The 19,719-nt window shown below is 31.4% G+C and carries 19 protein-coding genes; 9 read left to right on the top strand and 10 right to left on the bottom strand.

The window, feature by feature from the left end; all coding sequences use genetic code 11:
* Window positions 1-38: 38 nt before the first annotated feature.
* The 7 genes from DPIF8902391_RS08310 to DPIF8902391_RS08280 form a co-directional block, all read right to left on the bottom strand.
* Complete coding sequence (locus DPIF8902391_RS08310) at window positions 39-548, bottom strand: OmpH family outer membrane protein (protein WP_058884300.1); 510 nt, start codon at window positions 546-548, stop codon at window positions 39-41.
* Window positions 549-607: 59 nt separating this feature from the next.
* Window positions 608-1,390, bottom strand: a complete 783-nt coding sequence (locus tag DPIF8902391_RS08305; RefSeq protein ID WP_232119259.1) for an OmpH family outer membrane protein — start codon at window positions 1,388-1,390, stop codon at window positions 608-610.
* A gap of 58 nt (window positions 1,391-1,448) precedes the next feature.
* Window positions 1,449-4,019: an outer membrane protein assembly factor BamA gene (gene bamA, locus DPIF8902391_RS08300; RefSeq protein ID WP_172505544.1), complete on the bottom strand. Its 2,571-nt coding sequence runs from the start codon at window positions 4,017-4,019 to the stop codon at window positions 1,449-1,451.
* Window positions 4,012-4,764 carry an isoprenyl transferase gene (locus DPIF8902391_RS08295; protein ID WP_058884303.1) on the bottom strand — a complete coding sequence of 251 codons (753 nt, stop codon included), beginning with the start codon at window positions 4,762-4,764 and terminating at the stop codon, window positions 4,012-4,014. The genes bamA and DPIF8902391_RS08295 overlap by 8 nt, the downstream gene beginning before the upstream one ends.
* Window positions 4,765-4,766: 2 nt before the next feature.
* A complete protein-coding gene (gene porG / locus DPIF8902391_RS08290; protein WP_058884304.1) occupies window positions 4,767-5,447 on the bottom strand; it encodes a type IX secretion system protein PorG in 681 nt (226 codons plus the stop codon).
* 104 nt (window positions 5,448-5,551) lie between these two features.
* The gene (locus DPIF8902391_RS08285; protein ID WP_058884305.1) at window positions 5,552-6,448 is read right to left on the bottom strand and encodes an NAD kinase; all 897 of its coding nucleotides are present in this window, start codon (window positions 6,446-6,448) and stop codon (window positions 5,552-5,554) included.
* A 33-nt stretch (window positions 6,449-6,481) separates the two neighbouring features.
* Window positions 6,482-7,141, bottom strand: coding sequence for a CBS domain-containing protein (locus tag DPIF8902391_RS08280; RefSeq protein WP_101914336.1), 660 nt, complete (start codon window positions 7,139-7,141; stop codon window positions 6,482-6,484).
* Window positions 7,142-7,200: 59 nt separating this feature from the next.
* Here DPIF8902391_RS08280 and DPIF8902391_RS08275 point away from each other — a divergent pair, with 59 nt between their 5' ends.
* The 6 genes from DPIF8902391_RS08275 to clpX all read left to right on the top strand — a co-directional run bounded on the left by DPIF8902391_RS08275 (window position 7,201) and on the right by clpX (window position 12,702).
* Entirely contained in the window at window positions 7,201-7,914 is a 714-nt protein-coding gene (locus DPIF8902391_RS08275; RefSeq protein ID WP_101914337.1) for a pyridoxine 5'-phosphate synthase, read from the top strand.
* A gap of 1 nt (window position 7,915) precedes the next feature.
* Complete coding sequence (locus DPIF8902391_RS08270; protein WP_172505543.1) at window positions 7,916-8,689, top strand: alpha/beta fold hydrolase; 774 nt, start codon at window positions 7,916-7,918, stop codon at window positions 8,687-8,689.
* Window positions 8,690-8,813: 124 nt separating this feature from the next.
* On the top strand, window positions 8,814-9,164 hold the full coding sequence (locus DPIF8902391_RS08265; protein WP_058884309.1) for a phage holin family protein: 351 nt from the start codon (window positions 8,814-8,816) through the stop codon (window positions 9,162-9,164).
* Window positions 9,165-9,241: 77 nt separating this feature from the next.
* Window positions 9,242-10,564 carry a trigger factor gene (locus tag DPIF8902391_RS08260; protein ID WP_172505542.1) on the top strand — a complete coding sequence of 441 codons (1,323 nt, stop codon included), beginning with the start codon at window positions 9,242-9,244 and terminating at the stop codon, window positions 10,562-10,564.
* A gap of 127 nt (window positions 10,565-10,691) precedes the next feature.
* Window positions 10,692-11,351 (top strand): ATP-dependent Clp endopeptidase proteolytic subunit ClpP, encoded by a 660-nt coding sequence (gene clpP / locus DPIF8902391_RS08255; protein WP_172505541.1) that lies wholly within the window; start codon window positions 10,692-10,694, stop codon window positions 11,349-11,351.
* A 112-nt stretch (window positions 11,352-11,463) separates the two neighbouring features.
* Window positions 11,464-12,702, top strand: coding sequence for an ATP-dependent Clp protease ATP-binding subunit ClpX (gene clpX / locus DPIF8902391_RS08250; protein ID WP_172505540.1), 1,239 nt, complete (start codon window positions 11,464-11,466; stop codon window positions 12,700-12,702).
* Between the two features lie 86 nt (window positions 12,703-12,788).
* On the opposite strand, the gene DPIF8902391_RS08245 is transcribed toward clpX, so the two are convergent.
* Window positions 12,789-14,117, bottom strand: coding sequence for a leucine-rich repeat domain-containing protein (locus tag DPIF8902391_RS08245; RefSeq protein WP_172505539.1), 1,329 nt, complete (start codon window positions 14,115-14,117; stop codon window positions 12,789-12,791).
* Window positions 14,118-14,256: 139 nt separating this feature from the next.
* On the opposite strand from DPIF8902391_RS08245, the gene dnaG reads away from it, so the two are divergent.
* On the top strand, window positions 14,257-16,251 hold the full coding sequence (gene dnaG, locus DPIF8902391_RS08240) for a DNA primase (RefSeq protein WP_172505538.1): 1,995 nt from the start codon (window positions 14,257-14,259) through the stop codon (window positions 16,249-16,251).
* Window positions 16,252-16,329: 78 nt separating this feature from the next.
* Here the strand turns inward: dnaG and nadE are convergent, their stop codons facing one another.
* Window positions 16,330-17,118, bottom strand: coding sequence for an NAD(+) synthase (gene nadE / locus DPIF8902391_RS08235; RefSeq protein ID WP_172505537.1), 789 nt, complete (start codon window positions 17,116-17,118; stop codon window positions 16,330-16,332).
* Between the two features lie 96 nt (window positions 17,119-17,214).
* Between nadE and gldB the strand changes: the two genes are divergently transcribed.
* Window positions 17,215-18,177: a gliding motility lipoprotein GldB gene (gene gldB / locus DPIF8902391_RS08230; protein ID WP_172505536.1), complete on the top strand. Its 963-nt coding sequence runs from the start codon at window positions 17,215-17,217 to the stop codon at window positions 18,175-18,177.
* A complete protein-coding gene (gene gldC / locus DPIF8902391_RS08225; RefSeq protein WP_058884317.1) occupies window positions 18,177-18,512 on the top strand; it encodes a gliding motility protein GldC in 336 nt (111 codons plus the stop codon). Before gldB ends, gldC begins: the two co-directional genes overlap by 1 nt.
* Window positions 18,513-18,565: 53 nt before the next feature.
* Here the strand turns inward: gldC and folK are convergent, their stop codons facing one another.
* Window positions 18,566-19,702: a 2-amino-4-hydroxy-6-hydroxymethyldihydropteridine diphosphokinase gene (gene folK, locus DPIF8902391_RS08220; RefSeq protein WP_172505535.1), complete on the bottom strand. Its 1,137-nt coding sequence runs from the start codon at window positions 19,700-19,702 to the stop codon at window positions 18,566-18,568.
* Between the last annotated feature and the right edge of the window lie 17 nt (window positions 19,703-19,719).

Here is a 19,719-nt window from a genome sequence, read left to right as displayed (position 1 = left end):
ATTCAGCAGGATTTTTATAAAATATTTTAAAGTTTTATTTAGAAACCTAATTTTGCTTTTACAGCACCATAAATATCTTCACCTTTTTCGTAAACGATTAATCCTTTACCAGGAGCAGCATCATATACGTAAATAATTCCTTTAGCAGCAGCAACATCTTTAATTGCTTGTTCTGCTTTCTTTAAAATAGGAAGTGTTTTTTCTTGGTATTTTTTTTGCATTTCTTGCCCAGCAGATTGTTCTGCTTTGCTAATACGTTGTCTGTCTTGTTGAACTTCGATAGCTCTTTTTTGATTTACTTCTTGCGTTTGACTTTTTCCTTCCGCTTCGTATTTTTTAATTTTAGCTTCTAGTCTTTTGTACATCGCTTCAATATCATCACGATATGTTTTATTTAACTTCTCTAGCTCAGCTTTCATAGACTTGGTCGCTGGCATTTCAGATAATAATTTATCAGTGTTTATATGTGCTGTTTTTTGTGCATTTGCGATACTACCGAATCCAATTGTAAAAATTGCAACTAATAATAAGGTTTTAAAATGTTTCATCTTTGTTTTTTAATTTAATTTACGTTCTCTATTCTTAATTTATATATTCTTTTTTGTCACTACTTTTTTTTCGCTTCTTCTAGTAATTTTTTAGCGGCGGCTTTCTTTTCTTTTAATAGGGCTTTTGTTTGCGCTCTTTTTTTCAATTTAGCGGCTCTTTTTTCTTCGATACGCTTAATTTTTGCTAATAAATCTGCTTGTTTTTTCTTTTTTAGCGCTTCTTTTTTTGTTATTTTTTCCTTTTGCACATCGCTTAAACTTTCATTTTTAAGCAATTCTTTTTTAGCAGCAACTTTATCTCTTTTTACTTGTTTTTTCTGATCAATATTAATCATTTTAATAACAAGCTCGCTAATATCGTGTTTTTTATTGGAATAAAGCATAACTAAATCGCCTGATTTATCAAAAACAAAATCATATTTCTTTCTAGAAGCAATTGTTTGAACCGCACTGTAAACCTGATCTTGAATCGGTTTTATTAATTGCTTTCTTAAATTATACATATCTCCTTTAGGACCAAAGTATAACGATTCTAATCGGCGTAAAGCTTCTTGTTTTAACGTAATATCTTCTTCACGTTCTAAAACCAAGTCTTTTGTTAAAATAACTTTTTCGTTGGTTAAGTCAGTTTTTAATATTTCAATAGCTCTTGCTTGTTTGTCTAGCGTTGTTTTCCAGTGTTCAACTTTAGCATCTAAAGAATTTTGAGCCGTTAAATACGCAGGGATATTTTGAAGAATATATCCGGTATCAATATAGGCTAAACGTTGGCTTTTCTGGGCAACAATACTACTTGTACTAATAAGTAAAAGAACGATAAATAGAATATTTTTTTTCATCATGCTATAATGTATTTAGAAAAAACCGTGCCAAAAGCGAACAAATTTAAAATGCCTGTTTTTAGAACTGTCTTCCGATAATAAAATGTGTTTGCCAACCCGATTTTTGAGTTTGTCCAGGCAACGGATCAAATCCATGTGCAAAGTCAATACCTAATAAACCAAATGCTGGCATAAATATACGAACTCCAACTCCTGCAGAACGCTTTAATTTAAACGGGCTAAATTCACTAAAATTTTGATAAGAATTACCCGCTTCTAAAAATCCTAAGGTATAAATTGATGCCGATGGTTTGTCTGTTATAGAATAACGGATTTCCATTTGAAATTTATTGTAAATAGTTCCACCTTCATTCTGCCCATCAGGACCAATAGAAAGTGTGTTGTTTTCATATCCACGAACACCAATAGTTTCTCTACCGTCTAATTGCCCTTGTGCAATTCCGTCACCTCCAACAAAAAATCGTTCTACCGGAGTAGCACCTAATTTGTCGTTGTAAGATCCTAAATAACCCATTTCAAAATTAGACATTAAAACTAATTTATTATTTTGAGACAAAGAGGTGTACCATTTTCCTTTAGCAGAAATTTTATAATACTCTAGCCATTTGTATTTATCAGCTAAATAATCTTGTCTTTCAGCTGTTGTAGGATATAAAGGTTCGCTATAATCTTTTCCGTTAATTAAAGAATACGGTAAAGTTGCTTTTGCTTTAATGCTAAATTCCGAACCATAACTAGGAAATATTAAACTTGGTCCGGTAGAGTTACGGCTAAAGGCAACTGTATAGGCTAAATTATTTAAACTTCCTTTATTAATAACGTCGGTTGATGAACCAACACGGTATCCGTAGTTTTTAAGTTCAATTTGCTGATAGCTAATATTTTGAGATAAAGAAAAATAATCATCAGGCCATTGTAAACGTTTTCCTAAGCCGATAGAAGCTCCTAAAATGCTTAAATTTTGATCTTTATCAACTTTATTGGTGTTATAATCGTATCGGTATTGATTCGATAAATACACAGAAAAAGATAATGATTGCGGTTTTTTACCACCTAACCATGGTTCTGAGAACGAAAAACTGTACGTATTGTAAGTTCTACTTGCTTGTAAACGTAATGAAAGTTTCTGTCCATCACCCATTGGTAGTGGTTTGTAGGCTTGTTTATTAAAAATATTTCTTAATGAAAAATTATTAAAAGATAATCCTAAAGTACCAATAAATGATCCACCACCATAACCACCTTGTAGTTCAATTTGACTTCCACCTTTTTCAACGACAGAAAAATCAATATCGGCTGTTTTATTTTGATAATCAGGTTTTACGTCGGGCGTTACATTGGCATCAAAGAATCCTAATTGACCAATTTCACGAATAGATCTAATAATGTTTTCACGGCTAAATAAATCACCTGGCTTTACACGTAATTCTCTGTAAATAACATGGTCATTTGTTTTTTCGTTACCTGTTACAGTTACTTTTTTAATAGTTGCTTGTTCGTCTTCACGAATACGAACCTCAACGGTAATAGAATCATTTTGTACGCTAGTTTCTATGGCGTTAATTTGTGAAAATAAGTATCCGTTGTTATGGTATAAGGTTTGAATATCTTGTGAATTAGGCGTTCCATCACCCGAAATACGTTCTTTTAAAACCTTTCCGTTATAAATATCTCCTTTATCGATACGTAAAAAACGATTTAAAAAATCATCCGTATAATTTTTATTACCGATAAACTTAATATCATCAAAACGATACTGACGTCCTTCTTCAATAGCAATATCAAGGTTAATGGTGTTGTCATTATTCCAAGTAAGTTGGTCTGATAAAATACGTGCATCACGGTATCCGTTTTCGCTATATTTTTCAAGAATACTTTCTAAATCTTTTTTATAATCATCTAAAATATATTTTGATGATTTCCAGAAACGCCCTAAAAACTTACGTTTTGTATTTTTCATAGCGCTACGCAAGGTTTTACCTGCTAGTGCTTTGTTACCTGTAAAGTTGATTTCTTTTATTTTGACACGCTGTCCTTTATCAACAAAAATATTCATACTAACAGTATTGATGTCAGTGCTGTCTTTTTTGGTGTTTAAAGATACTTTGGTTTTTAAAAAACCTTTATCGGTATATTTCTTTTTGATGTAATTTCTGGTGGTTGTGACTAAGTTGTCGGTAACCATCATTCCTTTTTTAAGCTCGGTTTCTTTCTTTATCTCTTTTGTTTTAGATTTGCTTAAACCTGAAATAGAAATATTGGTTAATTGTGGTAATTCGGTTACATCAAATACTAAATAAACAGTTTCACCATCTTTTTTAGAAAGATAGACATCTACTTGGCTAAATTGCTTGCTTTCGTAAAGCTTTTTAATAGCACTTGTAAGTTTATCACCTGGTAATTTAATAGGTTGCCCATCAACTAAACCAGTATAAACACGAATTGTTTGTTCGCTAAATTTTTGCAAACCGGTAACGGTAATTCCTCCAAGAATGTATTGATTTCCTTTGGTATAAGGAATAACATTTTGGGAGGTAGTTGTACGGTTGTTATTTACGGTTTTTTGAGCTTGTACACTCGCCGATAAAAAGGCGATTAAAAATACGGCTACATAAGAATATTTATTCATTGATCTCAATCTGTTCGCTTGTTTTTCCAAATCTTCTCTCTCTGTTTTGATAATCTATTATAGCATTAAAAAGGTGCTCTCTTCTAAAGTCGGGCCATAATATATCTGTAAAATATAATTCAGCATAGGCTATTTGCCAAAGTAAAAAATTACTAATTCGCTGCTCACCGCTTGTACGTATCATTAAATCAACGTCGGGCAAATTAAATGTATATAAATGGTTATTTATAATTTTTTCGTCTATATTTTCAATATCTAGCTCGTTATTAACAACTTTTTTAGATATCTTTTTAATAGTGTTAACAATTTCTTCTCTAGAACCATAGCTTAAGGCAAAGGTTAAGGTAATTTTAGTGTTGTTTTTAGTTTGGTCAATAACATGGGCTAGTATTTTTTGCGCATTTTTTGGCAAACTAACAATATTTCCAATCGCATTTATTTTTACATTTTTGCGCTGAAATTCAGGGAGCTCTTTTTTTAAAGTGCTAACCAATAGACTCATTAAAGCATCTACTTCTAGTTTTGGTCTGTTCCAGTTTTCGGTAGAAAAAGCATACAGTGTTATAAATTTAACACCAGCATCACTTGCTGCATCGGCGGTTTCTCTAATAGCGGTTAAGGCATTTCTGTGCCCAAAAATACGCTGCATTCCTTTTCCTTTTGCCCATCGTCCATTACCGTCCATAATAACGGCAATATGATTCGGTACTTTTTGCACATTAATGCGTTGTAATTTTTCTTCCATAGTTATTCTGCCAATCCGTTATAACAGGGTGGTCTTCCAAAGCTGTAAACAATCGATACTCCTGTAAACATATATACATCGTTTCCAGTACCACCAAAGTTTAAACTGTTTATTTTATCTGTTGTTAAATCGATATCATCTACCAAGGTAAAGCGAGCGCCTATTTCAAAAGCAGCTGCAAAATTTTTGAACAAGCGTCCTTTAACGCCAACACCTACAGGTAAAGAATATGAAATTTTATTTTTTAAACGAATGGTGTTTGCATCGATCCTTTTAGAAGGGCTCACATAATTAAACGCTGCTATTTCTGCTAAAATATATGGGGTAAAATTTGTTTTATAATTGCTGATATTATAATTGAAAAAATTAAATTCGATACCCGCAGCAAACTCGTGCAAGGTGTTCGAAAATACATAACCTCGTTGCTTACGAAAAGCATTTTTAGCCTGATTGTCATCACCAGAAACAGGAATATACGAATAGGTTGCTCGTAAGGCAATTCGAGGGTTTAGGTTGTATTTATAAATTAAACCGCCGCCAATTTTATTAGGATATATATAATTGGTACGACCAATATCTCCTACGTAATTAGAACCCCCAACGAAAAAACCGACTTCGTGAGTTTGTGATTGTGTTGTTATTGCTGTAAAAGCAAATAATATGAATAGGTAAATTATCTTCATTGTAAGAATAGCACGCAAATATAGGAAATTGAATTTGCTTTAAAAAGTTAATAATCTGTATTTGATTAACTTTTTTTTGATGTAATTATTGTATTGTAATTATTTTATAAAGATTCATTTCGAGTATCTTCTCCCCATAAAAGCTTACCTCTGAGTGTTTTTAAATGCGATTGCTGTTCTAATAAAATGCTTTTTATAGTAAAAGAAGCTTTTTGTATTTTAATTTTAGTTCCTTCGCTAACAGTTGTTATGCGAGAGTCTAAGGAAATTAAAAAATCCTTTTCACGAGCGCTTACCTCTAGTTCAATAACAGTATCATCAGGAATTACCATAGGCCTGGCATTTAAATTATGTGGGGCTATTGGTGTAATTACAAAACTTTTCGAATTGGGTAACATTACCGGCCCGTTACAACTTAAAGAATACCCAGTAGAACCTGTTGGGGTTGCTATAATTAAACCATCTGCCCAATAATTTGTTAAGTATTCATTATTCAAAAAGGTTTTTACACCAATCATTGAAGTGGTGTTTCTGCGGGCAATAGTAACTTCGTTTAAGGCAAAATCTAATTCGTTAAATTCGTTAACTTTAGGGGTGGTGGCTATTTGTAATAAAGTTCGTTCTTGTATGCTATATTTTTTAGCCATTAATAAATTAACCGCCGCTTGAATTTGATCTTTTTGAACGGTTGCTAAAAACCCCAATCGCCCAGTGTTGATTCCTAAAACAGGAATGTTTAAATCACGAATATAGGTTGCCGCTCTTAATATAGTACCGTCACCACCAATAGAAAATAACAGGTCAAAGGTGTTTGACAAATCGTTAAAATGTGCGTAGGTAGGATATTTTTTTGATAAAGAATTATTTTTAATTAAAAGCGTGTAAAACGCTTCTTCAAAAAAAATAACGATATTGTTCTGTTCTAATGTGGCTACTAATAATTTAATTTCTTTTTCAGCCGAAATATTATAAGCTTGTCCGTAAATGGCTACTTTTTTCAATGGTTATAATGTTTGTTTGCTCAGGTATGTAAATTACATATCTAAGTATTTTTTTAAATATGCCGCCCTGTCTTTTAATTCTTCTAAATAAAAATCATCTTCATGTTGTGTAAGAACGGCGTAGTCATACCTACGAAAAGTTTGAATAATTTCATTGATATCATTTGTAATTACTTTTAAAGTAACCTGAATAGTATCTTGATTTTCAGAAGAAATATACAGCCCTAATAATTTCCCGCCACTAGCTTCAACTATTTGAGCAATTTGACTCATTGAGTAATCATTTTTATTTTTTGCTACAATTAACGTTTCACTTTGGTTGTGTAAAAAAGGACTATCGGCAAAAGTATCTAAAATATCACTTAACTCATAATAACCGATGTAATTCATTTCCTGATTTAAAACAGGAATTAAATTACAATCATTATCAGCGAATAAAACAATTAAGTCAAGTAGCGTTGCTTTTTCATTACAATGAAAATTATCTAATAGATAAGAATACTCACTTAATTTATGGTCTTTATTCTCTATTGTTTGAATGTCACTTTCAGGTAAACAGCCAATTAGTTTTCCATTTTCAACAATAGGAATATGCGTTATCGGTAAATTTCCACATACCTTTTGAGCGCCTTTTACGGTGCTTTTTAAGCTAAGTGCTTTAATTTCGTCTAATATAAAGTCGTTGATATTCATCACTACGAATATAGTTTAAAAAGTTTTAATGATTTATCTTTGTAGCTTAATTTTATGAGATGACAAAGTTAAGTGTAAATATAAATAAAATAGCAACATTACGTAATTCTAGAGGTGGAAATACACCTAATTTATTGCAGGTTGCTACCGATATAGAAAATTTTGGAGCGCAAGGAATTACCATTCATCCAAGACCTGACGAACGTCATATTCGGTATCAAGATGCCTACGATTTAAAATCAATCGTTACTACGGAGTATAATATTGAAGGAAATCCGATAGATAAATTCATGAAAATGGTGTTGGAAATAAAGCCAACTCAGGTAACTTTAGTGCCCGATAGCGTTGCCACTTTAACCTCTAATGCAGGTTGGGATACGGTTGCCAATCAATCGTATTTGCAGGAAGTAATTACCGAATTTAAAAACAACAATATAAGAACTTCCATTTTTATTGATACCGATTTAAAGCTGATTGAAGCAGCCGCAAAAACAGGTGCCGATAGAATTGAATTATATACCGAAGAATTTGCAACCCAATACGCTTTAGGAAATAAACAGGCAATAAAACCGTATACCGATGCGGCAATTTTAGCTCATAAATTAGGTTTAGGAATTAATGCAGGGCATGATTTAAGTTTAGAAAATATCCAGTTTTTTAAAGAGAATATCCCCAATTTAGCAGAAGTTTCTATTGGGCATGCGCTTATTTCTGAATCGTTGTATTTAGGATTAGAAAACGTCGTAAATATGTACCTTGATAGATTAAAATAATATGCAAATTCTACACTCAAGAATACTAGGAGCGGGCAAGCCGTTGTTAATTTTACACGGTTATTTTGGTATGGGCGATAATTGGAAAACCCACGCCAATAAATTAGCAGAAGATGGTTTTGAAGTTCATTTAATAGACCAACGAAACCATGGGCGTAGTTTTCATTCCGATGCTTTTGATTATGAATTAATGGTCGATGATTTACACGATTATATTACACATTATCATTTAGAAAACATTGTTTTATTAGGGCATTCAATGGGCGGAAAAACAGCCATGTTATTTGCTACTCAATATCCAGAATTGGTAGATAAATTAATTGTTGCTGATATTTCTCCTAAAATGTATCCGCCACATCATCAGGCTATTTTATCGGCTTTAAATTCTGTTGATTTTACGGTTCAAAATTCTCGAAATTTAATTGATGATAAACTAGCTGAATTAATTCCTGAACTTGGTATTCGACAATTTTTATTAAAAAGTGTGTACCGAAAAACAAAAACTGATTTTGCTTTTCGTTTTAACCTAGCATCACTAACAGAAAATAATAATGAAGTAGGTGCAGCATTGCCATCATTTACTATTTTTGAAGGCGATACCTTATTTTTAAAAGGAGAAAATTCGGGTTATATTTCTGAAGATGAAGTACCACTTATTGAAGCTCATTTTCCAAAAGCGATTATTAAATCAATTTCAAATGCAGGGCATTGGTTACATGCCGAAAATCCAAAAGATTTTTATGCTCAGGTAATTGGGTTTATCCAAGGTAAGTAAACCTGTCAAAATAGCAGTTTTTTATTTTTGGTATAATTATCGCATTGTAAAAAATAATAGTGCAAAAAAGTACTTCTGATTTTTTATCCGAAGAAAGAGGTGCTTTATCAAAAAATTAAAATAAATGAATATCTTTTTAAAAATACTATTAACAGCAGTAGCCGTTATTTTATTAGCTGAATTTTTACCCGGCGTAGTAGTAACAAATTACACTACGGCAATAATTGTAGCCGTTGTAATAGCGTTATTAAATATGTTTGTACGCCCAATATTGGTGGTTTTTACCTTACCGGCAACTCTTTTAACACTTGGGTTGTTTTTATTTGTAATTAACGCTATTATCATATTATTGGCAGGAAACCTTATTGCAGGTTTTGCCGTAAACGGATTTTTTACCGCACTTTTATTTAGCGTATTATTATCCGTGTTTAGGTCTTTCTTATTTTCTTTTTTAAAAGAAGATAAAAATAACTGAAAACGAAACATTTAAACCTTTTGAAAAAAAGGTAAAATAAACTAATTTTACACCCGATTTTAAAGAAATACTTAAAGATGAATATTACAAAACAAAATGTAGATGCGTTAAACGCAGTTGTGAAAATAGATATCGTTGCTGAAGATTATCAAGCAAAGGTAAATGCAGAATTAGAAGCACGTCGTAAAAAAGCGACACATCCTGGTTTTAGAAAAGGAGAAGCTCCTATGGATCTTATTAAAAAGCAACACGAAATAGAAATCGTAACAGAAGAAGTAAATAAAGTAGTACAAGATTCTTTAAATAAATTTTTAACAGAAGAAAAGTTAGATCTATTAGGAAATCCTTTACCTGTAGTAAACAAAGATTTCAGATGGGATGCTAAAGAGTATTCTTTTGAATTCGAATTAGGATTAGCTCCTGAATTTGATGTAGATTTAACGCCAGTAAAAAATGTTACTAAATATAGTATTTTTGCTACCGATGAATTATTAGACAAAGAAATTGAAAATATCCAAACTCGTTTTGGTAGTCAATTACCTGTTGATACCGCAAATGAAGAAGCAAACGTAACTGGTACTTTTGTAAACGAAGAGAAAGAAATTAATAAAAAAGCAACCCTTTCTGTAAAAGAAATTAACGGGAAAGCAAACCTAGATAAGTTTGTAGGTGCTAAAGCTGGTGATGTTTTAGAATTAGGAACAAAAGGTTTATTTGAAGACGCTCACAAATTACAAGAAGTTTTAGGTGTACCTCATGAAGGAGTTCACGCTTTAGATGTAAACGTATCTTTTACTATTGACCAAGTTACAAAAACGGAGCCTGCTCCTTTAGAAAAAGAATTATTTGAAAAATTATTCGCTGACGGAAGTGTAACGACTACTGCTGAATTAAAAAGTAAAATAAAAGAAGATGCTGAATTACAATTTGAGCAACATGCCGATCAGCAATTATTAAACGCAATTACTGAAGAGTTAGTTCAAAATACAAAGTTCGATTTACCAGCAACATTTTTACAAAAATGGTTACAAACTGCAGGAGGAAAAGAATTAACTATTGAACAAGCTGCTGCTGAATATAGCAAATCTGAAAAAGGTTTACGTTACCAATTAATCGAAGGAAAGGTTATGAGAGATAACGATATCAAATTAGAATATGCTGAATTGGTAGACTATGCAAAAGGATTTATCCGTTCGCAAATGGCACAAATGGGAAATGTTAATCCAGAGGAAAAAGAATTAAACGATATTGCTGGTAGAGTTTTACAAAATCAGCAAGAAGCACATAAATTACAATCTCAATTAATTAGCCATAAATTATTAGCTTTTTATAAAGAAAAAATGACTTTTGATACCAAAGAGGTATCTTATGAAGACTTTGTTCAAGAAGTTTATAAATAAGAATAGTTACTATTTATATTTAAAAACCTGAATGAAAATTCAGGTTTTTTTAGGTATAAACAGTAGTGAAATACTAACTAAATAGTTCTTATATTTACACCATTATAACCCAAAAAACATTTTCAAAATGGATTACGGAAAAGAATTCGAAAAATACGCAACAAAAGAGCACGGAATAAATAGCACATATTTAGGGAAAATAACCAGTAGTTTAACGCCATACATTATGGAAGAACGTCAAATGAACATTACCCAAATGGATGTTTTTTCTCGTTTAATGATGGACAGAATTATCTTTTTAGGTACAGGGGTTAATGACCAAGTAGCTAATGTAATTCAAGCACAGTTATTATTCTTAGAAAGTGTTGATGCTGCTAAAGATATTTCAATTTATATCAACTCGCCAGGAGGAGGTGTTTACGCAGGTTTAGGTATTTACGATACCATGCAATTCATCAAGCCAGACGTAGCAACAATTTGTACAGGAATGGCAGCTTCAATGGGAGCTGTATTAATGTGTGCAGGAGCAAAAGGAAAACGTTCTGCATTGCCACATTCACGTATTATGATTCACCAACCAATGGGTGGTGCTCAAGGGCAGGCTTCTGATATGGAAATTACCGTAAAAGAAATTGGAAAGTTAAAAACTGAATTATACGATATTATTGCAGATCATTCAGGGCAAACTTTTGAAAAAGTACAACAAGATTCTGATAGAGATTATTGGATGAAAGCCGATGAGGCGAAAGCGTACGGAATGGTAGATGAAATTTTAAAAAGAAAATAATATTTCAGAATTACCGATAAAATAAATGACTCTTTTTATGTTTTTTTAATAGATAAAGAAAGCATTAAAAGAGTTTCATTTTTTTAATAATTAAGAATAACAAGTTAGTCAAATGTCGAAAGAAGAAAACTTACAATGTTCCTTTTGTGGGCGTAAAAAACCAGAAACCGATTTATTAATCGCTGGTATGGATGCTCATATTTGTGATAAATGTATAGAACAAGCGCACGGAATTGTAGCTGAAGAAGTAGCTGAAGCAATAGAATCAAGTTTACCAAAAGATTTAACCTTAAAAAAGCCAAAAGAAATTAAAGCTTTTTTAGATGAATATATTATTGGGCAAGATCAAACGAAAAGAGGAATGTCGGTTGCGGTATATAATCACTATAAACGATTATTACAAGCTAAAGATGATCAGGATGAGGTAGAAATTGAAAAATCTAACATTGTTTTAGTAGGAGAAACAGGAACTGGTAAAACATTAATAGCACGTACAATTGCTAGAATGTTAAACGTGCCATTTTCTATTGTTGATGCTACTGTTTTAACACAAGCAGGATATGTTGGTGAAGATGTTGAAAGCATTTTAAGTCGTTTATTACAAGCGGCAGATTATGACGTAGACAAAGCCGAAAAAGGAATTGTTTTTATTGATGAAATTGATAAAATTGCTCGTAAAGGCGATAATCCATCAATTACACGTGATGTTTCTGGTGAAGGTGTGCAACAAGCCTTGTTAAAATTATTAGAAGGTTCTGTAGTAAATGTAGCGCCTAAAGGTGGAAGAAAACATCCTGATCAAAAATTTATCGAAGTAAATACCAAAGATATTTTATTTATCGCTGGTGGTGCTTTTGCAGGAATTGAAAGAATAATCAGCAAGCGTTTAAACATGCAAGCGGTAGGGTATAGCGCTTCAATTGATGAAGACAAAGTAGACGAAACCAATTTATTACAATATATTATTCCTTCGGATTTAAAATCATTTGGATTAATTCCTGAAATTATTGGACGTTTACCAGTGTTAAGTTACATGAATCCTTTAGATGCAAAAACATTGCGTGCTATTTTAACAGCACCTAAAAATTCATTAATTAAGCAGTACACAAAGTTGTTTGCAATGGATGATATAGCCTTTTCTTTATCAGAAGAAGCAATGGAATACATTGTAGAAAAAGCAATAGAATACAAGTTAGGAGCTCGTGGATTGCGTTCATTATGTGAAGCTATTTTAACCGATGCAATGTTCGAAATGCCTAGTTCTGATGACAAAGAATTAAGAATTACCAGAGAATATGCCGAATCTAAAATAACAAAATCAGGTATTAAAAAATTAAAAGCAGTTTCATAATAATAGCGTAAACAGGCTGTTGTAAAATAATGAAATTGATAAAATAAACCTAGCTTCAAAATATTTTGAAGCTAGGTTTCATTGATTTACAGTTTTCGAACTGTACTATATTTGTTAATCCATTGATTGAGCTGCGAGGCTGTTATCTTATATTTTTGTTGAACTTCTTTCTTCTTCTTTTGTAAATGTATGCTGTTTAAAACTAAATTTTCATATTCACGAACAACAGATTTTTTAAATTTATCGTAATAATTTTTCGGATTTTCTGCTAATTGCATTGTTTTGGCTTTAAAAGCAGGAGTACCAAGTAGTGTAATCCAATTAGAAAATTGTTCGGCATTTAAATGATATTTTTCTTGAATTTCCTCTTTCTTACTTTGTAAATAAGCGGCATTAAATATGGCTTGCTCATATTCTGTAACAGCTAACTTTTTAAATTTTGAATAATAGATAGTACTGTATTTTTCAGGAGCGCCAATATCGGTTGTTTTAAGGCTGTTTTTATTTGTTGTTAAGTTAGAATATTTAGCAATCCATTGATTTAGCTGTTCAGCGTTTAAACTATATTTTTGCTGTAAATTATCTTTTTTACTTTGTGTATGAGTAGTTTCTAAAACTAATTTATCATATTCGGCAACCACCGAAAATTGAAATTTCTCATAATGACTAGCCGTACTTTCTGCTGATACTGTATTATTATTAGCTCGTGTTGTTTGCGGCGAACGAACTGTTTCAACGGTTTTTTTAGCTGCTAGAACAGGCGCTTTTTGCATATTATTTATCGTTGTTGTGTAATTTGCAGTGGCATCTTTATACCATCCTTCAGGGGTATTGTTAAGCTGTGTATCGTTTATCAAAATATTTTTTAACCTATTTGTAGTGGTGTCTAAGGTTTCTAATTTTGTACAGGCTTTAACATCTAAATTTGTTAATTTATTATAACTAGCGTACAGCGTTTCAAGATTTGGATTATCGCCTAAAATTAAACTTTCTAAATTATTGCTATCACAACTTACATAAACTAATTGATTATTGTTACTAAGGTCAAGGCTATTAATTTTATTTTCACTGCAATTTAAAAAAGTAATAGAGGTGCTTTTTGATAAATCTATTTTAGTAATATTATTACCAAAACAATCTAATCGTTTTAAATTAGGGAAGCTTTCAAGCCCTGTTAAATCTTTAATTTTAGAGTGTACGTTGGGTAATAATTTGTTAGTTATTGGGTCGTTTATATTCAAATTAACCACATATTTTGCATCGCTAACCAAAATATTTCCATTTAAACCATTCGAATCAATATCTAAATCAATCAAACATTCCTCTAGGCCAATATCAGGAATTATAATGGTTTCTTGCGCCGTTGTATTTAAAGCGATAAAAAGTAAAAAATAGAAGGGTATTGTTATTTTCATAATTGGGTTTTTGTTGCAAAACTATCTATTTATATGCTTTTATCAACTAAAATTTAGAAGATATTTATTTTGTCAAAATAATGTTTAAAATCTGGTATATTTTAAAAGTGTACCTTTGCGAGTTGTATTTTATACGATTATGATAACCCAACAAACAATAGATAAAGTTTTTGAAGCTGCCCAAGTTGCTGAGGTAATTGGCGAATTTGTGCAATTGAAAAAATCAGGAAGTAGTTTTAAAGGATTGAGCCCATTTACCGATGAGCGAACACCATCTTTTATGGTATCGCCAGTAAAGCAAATTTGGAAAGATTTTAGTACAGGGAAAGGCGGGAATGCAGTGTCTTTTTTAATGGAACATGAACATTATTCTTATCCTGAGGCTATTAAATGGTTGGCTAAAAAGTATAATATTGAGGTAGAAGAAACCGAGCAATCTGACCAGCAAAAAGAACAATTAAATGAACGAGAAAGTATGTTTTTAGCCTCTAAATTTGCTAAAGATTATTTTCACGATTTATTAATGAATAGCCAACAAGGACGTGCAATTGGTTTATCTTATTTTAAAGAAAGAGGTTTTCGAGAAGATATTATTGAAAAATTTGACTTAGGATATTGTAAGGATGAGTGGGATAATTTTACCAATGCCGCTTTATCAAAAGGCTACGATTTAAAATATTTAAAATCGACAGGATTAACCATTGTAAAAGAAGGCGGTACTCAAGACCGAAAATTTGACCGTTTTAAAGGACGTGTAATGTTTCCGATACATAGTATGTCGGGGCGAATTTTAGGTTTTGGAGGACGAATTTTAACCAATGATAAAAAGGCAGCAAAATATTTAAATTCACCAGAAAGTGATATTTACCATAAAAGTAAAATTTTATACGGAATTTATCAAGCAAAAAAAGAAATTGCAAAGCTTGATAATTGTTATTTGGTAGAAGGATATACCGATGTTGTTTCTTTTTATCAATCAGGAATTGAAAATGTGGTAGCTTCATCAGGAACGGCATTAACGCCCGATCAAATCCGATTAGTAAACCGTTTGACAAAAAATATTACCGTTTTATTTGATGGTGATGCCGCAGGAATTAGGGCATCTATTCGAGGAATTGATTTGATTTTAGAGCAAGGAATGAATGTAAAAGTGGTTTCTTTTCCTGAAGGAGAAGACCCTGATAGTTTTGCAAAATCACATTCTACCGCTGAATTAAAACAGTTTTTAGAAGATAAATCGCAAGATTTTATTGAATTTAAAGTTTCTTTACTAATGGAAGAAGCAAAGAACGATCCTGTAAAAAAAGCGGGATTAATTCGTGATATTGTAACGAGTATTTCAAAAATTCCTGACGGAATTCAGCGAGAAGTTTACGTGCAAGAATGTGCGCGTATTATGGATATTTCCGAACAAGTTTTATTTAATGAATTAGCGCAGTTGTTAAATAAAAGTGTTGCAAATTCGAATAAACGAAGTTCAAATCAGCCAACAGCATCTTATGCTGAAACGGCATCGCAAGCCTCTATGGGGGTTGTAAAAGGCGGCGCAAAAGGACGCAAAGAAATTAATCAATTAGAGATTTTAGAAAAAGAAATTATCAGAATATTATTATTGTACGGTAATGAAGTGGTCGACTTTGTAAATTGGGTGGCTACAGTTGATGAAAAAGGGCAGCCTGTTTTAGAAAAAGAAGAATATCAAAATACAGTTTCAAACGAGTTGTATTTAAATTTACAGGAAGATGAAATTGAGTTTGCCAATGAGCTTTTTAAATTAACCTATTATCAGTTAGTACATCAATTAAATCAAGATGAAAAAATTTCTATTGATAGATTGATAATGCACGAAAATCAAGAAATAGCAAGCTTGGTAACCAATATTTTAATGGATGAAGAAAAATATTCGTTAAGCGATTGGGAGCGCAAAGAAATTGTGGTTACAACGGCTATAAAAGTATTGCCGAAATTAGTTTCTGATGCTGTTTTAAACCTGCGAAGAATTTTAATAGAAGAAAAAATTAAAGAAATAATGAAGGAAGTTCAAGCGCAAAAAATAACGCTTGATTTAGAAGAGATAGTAAACTACACCGACTTAAAAAAGCGTCTTTTTGATAAATTAAATCGGGTAGTTTAAGGGGTTTTAAAAAAAGATAAACATCATGCTAAAATAAATTCAGCATGACGGATTCTATTTCTTATTTTTAAGTTCAATTTACTTCAATTCACTAGGGATTTCACAAACAGGAATCGGAATCATTTTATGTTGATTGATGCGATTTAATCGAGTATAAATTTTAAAAACTTCTAGTTCTCTGTTTTCAAAATCAGCTTCCGTTTTTCCTGAATCTAGCATTTTCATTGCCCATTCTAATTCATCATAAGAAGCACCAATTTGATCTTCATCTGTTCTGCTATCGCCAAAAAGTCCATCCGTAGGTTGTGCATTTTGTATTGAATCAGGAACTTTTAAATGTGCTGCTAAGGCATAAACTTCCGATTTTACTAAATCGGCAATTGGGCTTAAATCAACACCGCCATCGCCATATTTTGTGTAAAAACCTACGCCAAAATCTTCTACTTTATTACCTGTTCCGGCAACTAATAAACCGTGTAATCCTGCAAAATAATATAAGGCAGTCATACGTAAACGAGCACGTGTATTTGCTAAGGCTAAATCGGTTTTTGCAGATGTTTCTACTTCAGGAACAACGGTTTTAAAACCTTCAAAAACACTTGTTAAATCTACTTCAGCTTCACTAACGTTGCTAAAACGCGCTTTTAACTGTTTAATATGTTCGTTTGCTCTGTTTACTTGGCTTTTAGCTTGATGAATTGGCAATTCAACACATAAAACTTTTAAGCCAGTTTGGGCACATAAGGTTGAAGTAACAGCGCTATCGATACCGCCAGAAATACCTACCACAAAACCATTTACTCCCGCTTTATTGGCGTACTCTTTTAACCATTTTACAATATGTTCAGAAACTTTTGGTGTATTCATAATCAACTATATTTTATAAGGGTTTATATAAAAATGATATAAACTATTTTAGTAATTTCGACGTTGTAATATTAAATGTAAATATACTATAAGTTCATGAGAAAATTTTTAGCACTTTGTGTTTTAGCTTTAGCGATAATATCTTGTAAAAAAGAAATTAATTCTAAATTAAAAGTAGATGTTTCTGATATCAAAATTAATCTAAAGATAGATAGATTTGATGTTGATTTTTATAAAACAACTCCTGCCGATTTAGGTAAAACGAAACTGAAATATCCATTTTTATTTCCGCAAGAACCCGACAGTGTTTGGATTAATAAAATAAACAATAAAGATGAACGTGAATTGTATGATGAAACACAAAAAGTATTTTCTAATATAACTGGTTTAACTACTGATTTAAATTCATTTTTTAAGCATTTAAAATACTATAATCCGAAATCTAAAACACCAAGAGTAATTACGATGCTTACCAATATTGATTATGATAACCGCATTGTTTTTGCCGATAGTTTATTGCTTATTTCTTTGGATGCTTATTTGGGTAAAAAACATCCTTTTTATAGTGAATACCCTGCGTATATAAAACAAAATAATGAAAAAGAACAGGTTATTGTCGATGTAGCAAAAGCCATTTTAAATGCGCATAAGTTTTCTAAAAAACCACGAAGTTTTGTTGATAAAATGATTTATAAAGGTAAAAAAATGTACCTATTAGATGCGTATTTACCAGCAATTTCTGATTCGTTAAAAATAGGATATTCACAAAATAAAATGCGTTGGGCAGAAAGTAATGAAGCGCAAATTTGGAAATATTTCATCGAAAAAAACATGCTATATAATACTGATAAAGAGCTAGATATTCGCTTTTTAGATATTGCGCCTTTTTCAAAGTTTTATCTGGAAAAAGACAGGCAATCTCCAGGAAGAATAGGGGAGTTTATTGGTTGGCAAATAGTGCGTTCGTACATGCAAAAGAATGATGTATCTTTGCCAGAATTATTACAAAAAAATGAAGCTGAAATCTTCATAAAATCAAACTATAAACCAAAGAAATAATGGCGATAGAGCACACTTCTAAAATAACATTTACAATAGGCTTAGACGAAAATAAAATTCCGGAAGAAATTTCATGGAATGCCGAAGATGGAGGCATTGATAATGAATCATCAAAAGCGATTATGTTATCGGTTTGGGATCATAAGAAAAAAGATACTTTACGTATGGATTTATGGACCAAAGACATGCCTGTTGATGAAATGAAGCAATTTTATCATCAAACATTATTATCGATGGCAAGTTCATTTGAAAGAGCTACCGATGATAAAAAAATGGGTGATACCATGCGTGATTTTTGTGAGTATTTTGCTGAGAAATTAGAATTGAAGAAATAGTTTTAAAAGATTTTTAAAACCTAAAAAAGCAGCTTAATAGCTGCTTTTTTTAGTTATTTTAACACTTTATGATTATTAATTTTATTAATAATATACAAATAGTCTTCTCGATTATTAACAAAATCTAAATTAGAAACATCGATTACTAAAATATTTAATTCAGGTGCTTTTTTTATAAAACTACTGTATCCGTCTTCTATTTTTTGCAAATAAGTAGCGGCTATATTTTGCTCGTAAGCTCTTCCTCTATTTTTTATATTTTCAAGCAATCGCTCGGTGTTTTGATATAAATACACATATAAATCGGGCTTTTGAACTTCTTTATAAAGTAAATCGAACATTTTTTGATACAGGGTGTATTCTTCTTTTGGTAAGGTAACCTGTGCGAAAATTAACGACTTAAATATATAATAGTCAGAAATAATACAATTTTTTACTAAATCAAACTGTGCTAAATCATCGGTTAATTGCTGATACCTATCTGCTAAAAAACTCATTTCTAAAGGAAAGGCATAACGCTCTTTGTCTTGGTAGAATTTAGGTAAAAAAGGATTGTCGGCAAAGCGTTCTAAAACGAGTTTTGTGTTAAGCTCGGCAGAGATTATATTTGCTAACGATGTTTTTCCTGCGCCTATATTACCTTCAATAGCAATGTAATTATAGGTGTCAGATATGGTTACGGGTATTTTCAAAACTGCTTCTATTTTTGAAATTTCAGAGGTATCACTACAATTTATTAAACAATCGTGTAAGTTTTTTTTAACTGTTGGATGAAGTATGTTTTTAGCAATTTCAACCAATGGTACTAACACAAATTTACGTTGTAACATTCTAGGATGTGGTACAATCAAATTTTCTGAAAAAATAATTTCATCAGTATATAGTAAAATATCTAAATCAATAATTCGATCGGTATAACCACTTTTATTTTTTCGAGTTCTACCTAATTTATCTTCTAAATAAAGAAGGCTTTTAATTAATTTTTCAGGTGATAAGCAGGTATTAACTTTAATACAGGTATTGTAAAAATCGGCACCTTTAAAACCTAAAGAAGGTGTTTCATATACCGAAGCAATTTGTTGAATAGCACCAATATTTGCAGCAATTAAATTAATTGCATTTTGAAGGTTTTCTAACCGATTTCCTTGATTTGTTCCTATTGATAAATAGGCAATTTGTTGTTTTTTCATAAAATGAGCACAAAGAA

The sequence above is a fragment of the Tenacibaculum finnmarkense genomovar ulcerans genome, assembly GCF_900239495.1.
GTDB classification, from domain to species: Bacteria; Bacteroidota; Bacteroidia; order Flavobacteriales; family Flavobacteriaceae; genus Polaribacter; species Polaribacter ulcerans.
The sequence above is the reverse complement of the archived record's forward strand: the minus strand, read 5'-3'. Positions and strand labels throughout refer to the sequence as shown.

What these genes read in the sequence shown, in the direction of transcription:
- DPIF8902391_RS08295 (WP_058884303.1), bottom strand. Translation starts at nt 4,764, where the DNA reads ATGGAAGAAAAATTACAACGCATTAATGTGCAAAAAGTACCGAATCAT.
- bamA (WP_172505544.1), bottom strand. Translation starts at nt 4,019, where the DNA reads ATGAATAAATATTCTTATGTAGCCGTATTTTTAATCGCCTTTTTATCG.
- DPIF8902391_RS08265 (WP_058884309.1), top strand. Translation starts at nt 8,814, where the DNA reads ATGAATATCTTTTTAAAAATACTATTAACAGCAGTAGCCGTTATTTTA.
- dnaG (WP_172505538.1), top strand. Translation starts at nt 14,257, where the DNA reads ATGATAACCCAACAAACAATAGATAAAGTTTTTGAAGCTGCCCAAGTT.
- DPIF8902391_RS08245 (WP_172505539.1), bottom strand. Translation starts at nt 14,117, where the DNA reads ATGAAAATAACAATACCCTTCTATTTTTTACTTTTTATCGCTTTAAAT.
- porG (WP_058884304.1), bottom strand. Translation starts at nt 5,447, where the DNA reads ATGAAGATAATTTACCTATTCATATTATTTGCTTTTACAGCAATAACA.
- DPIF8902391_RS08305 (WP_232119259.1), bottom strand. Translation starts at nt 1,390, where the DNA reads ATGATGAAAAAAAATATTCTATTTATCGTTCTTTTACTTATTAGTACA.
- nadE (WP_172505537.1), bottom strand. Translation starts at nt 17,118, where the DNA reads ATGAATACACCAAAAGTTTCTGAACATATTGTAAAATGGTTAAAAGAG.
- folK (WP_172505535.1), bottom strand. Translation starts at nt 19,702, where the DNA reads ATGAAAAAACAACAAATTGCCTATTTATCAATAGGAACAAATCAAGGA.
- gldB (WP_172505536.1), top strand. Translation starts at nt 17,215, where the DNA reads ATGAGAAAATTTTTAGCACTTTGTGTTTTAGCTTTAGCGATAATATCT.
- DPIF8902391_RS08310 (WP_058884300.1), bottom strand. Translation starts at nt 548, where the DNA reads ATGAAACATTTTAAAACCTTATTATTAGTTGCAATTTTTACAATTGGA.
- DPIF8902391_RS08260 (WP_172505542.1), top strand. Translation starts at nt 9,242, where the DNA reads ATGAATATTACAAAACAAAATGTAGATGCGTTAAACGCAGTTGTGAAA.
- DPIF8902391_RS08275 (WP_101914337.1), top strand. Translation starts at nt 7,201, where the DNA reads ATGACAAAGTTAAGTGTAAATATAAATAAAATAGCAACATTACGTAAT.
- DPIF8902391_RS08270 (WP_172505543.1), top strand. Translation starts at nt 7,916, where the DNA reads ATGCAAATTCTACACTCAAGAATACTAGGAGCGGGCAAGCCGTTGTTA.
- DPIF8902391_RS08280 (WP_101914336.1), bottom strand. Translation starts at nt 7,141, where the DNA reads ATGAATATCAACGACTTTATATTAGACGAAATTAAAGCACTTAGCTTA.
- clpX (WP_172505540.1), top strand. Translation starts at nt 11,464, where the DNA reads ATGTCGAAAGAAGAAAACTTACAATGTTCCTTTTGTGGGCGTAAAAAA.
- gldC (WP_058884317.1), top strand. Translation starts at nt 18,177, where the DNA reads ATGGCGATAGAGCACACTTCTAAAATAACATTTACAATAGGCTTAGAC.
- clpP (WP_172505541.1), top strand. Translation starts at nt 10,692, where the DNA reads ATGGATTACGGAAAAGAATTCGAAAAATACGCAACAAAAGAGCACGGA.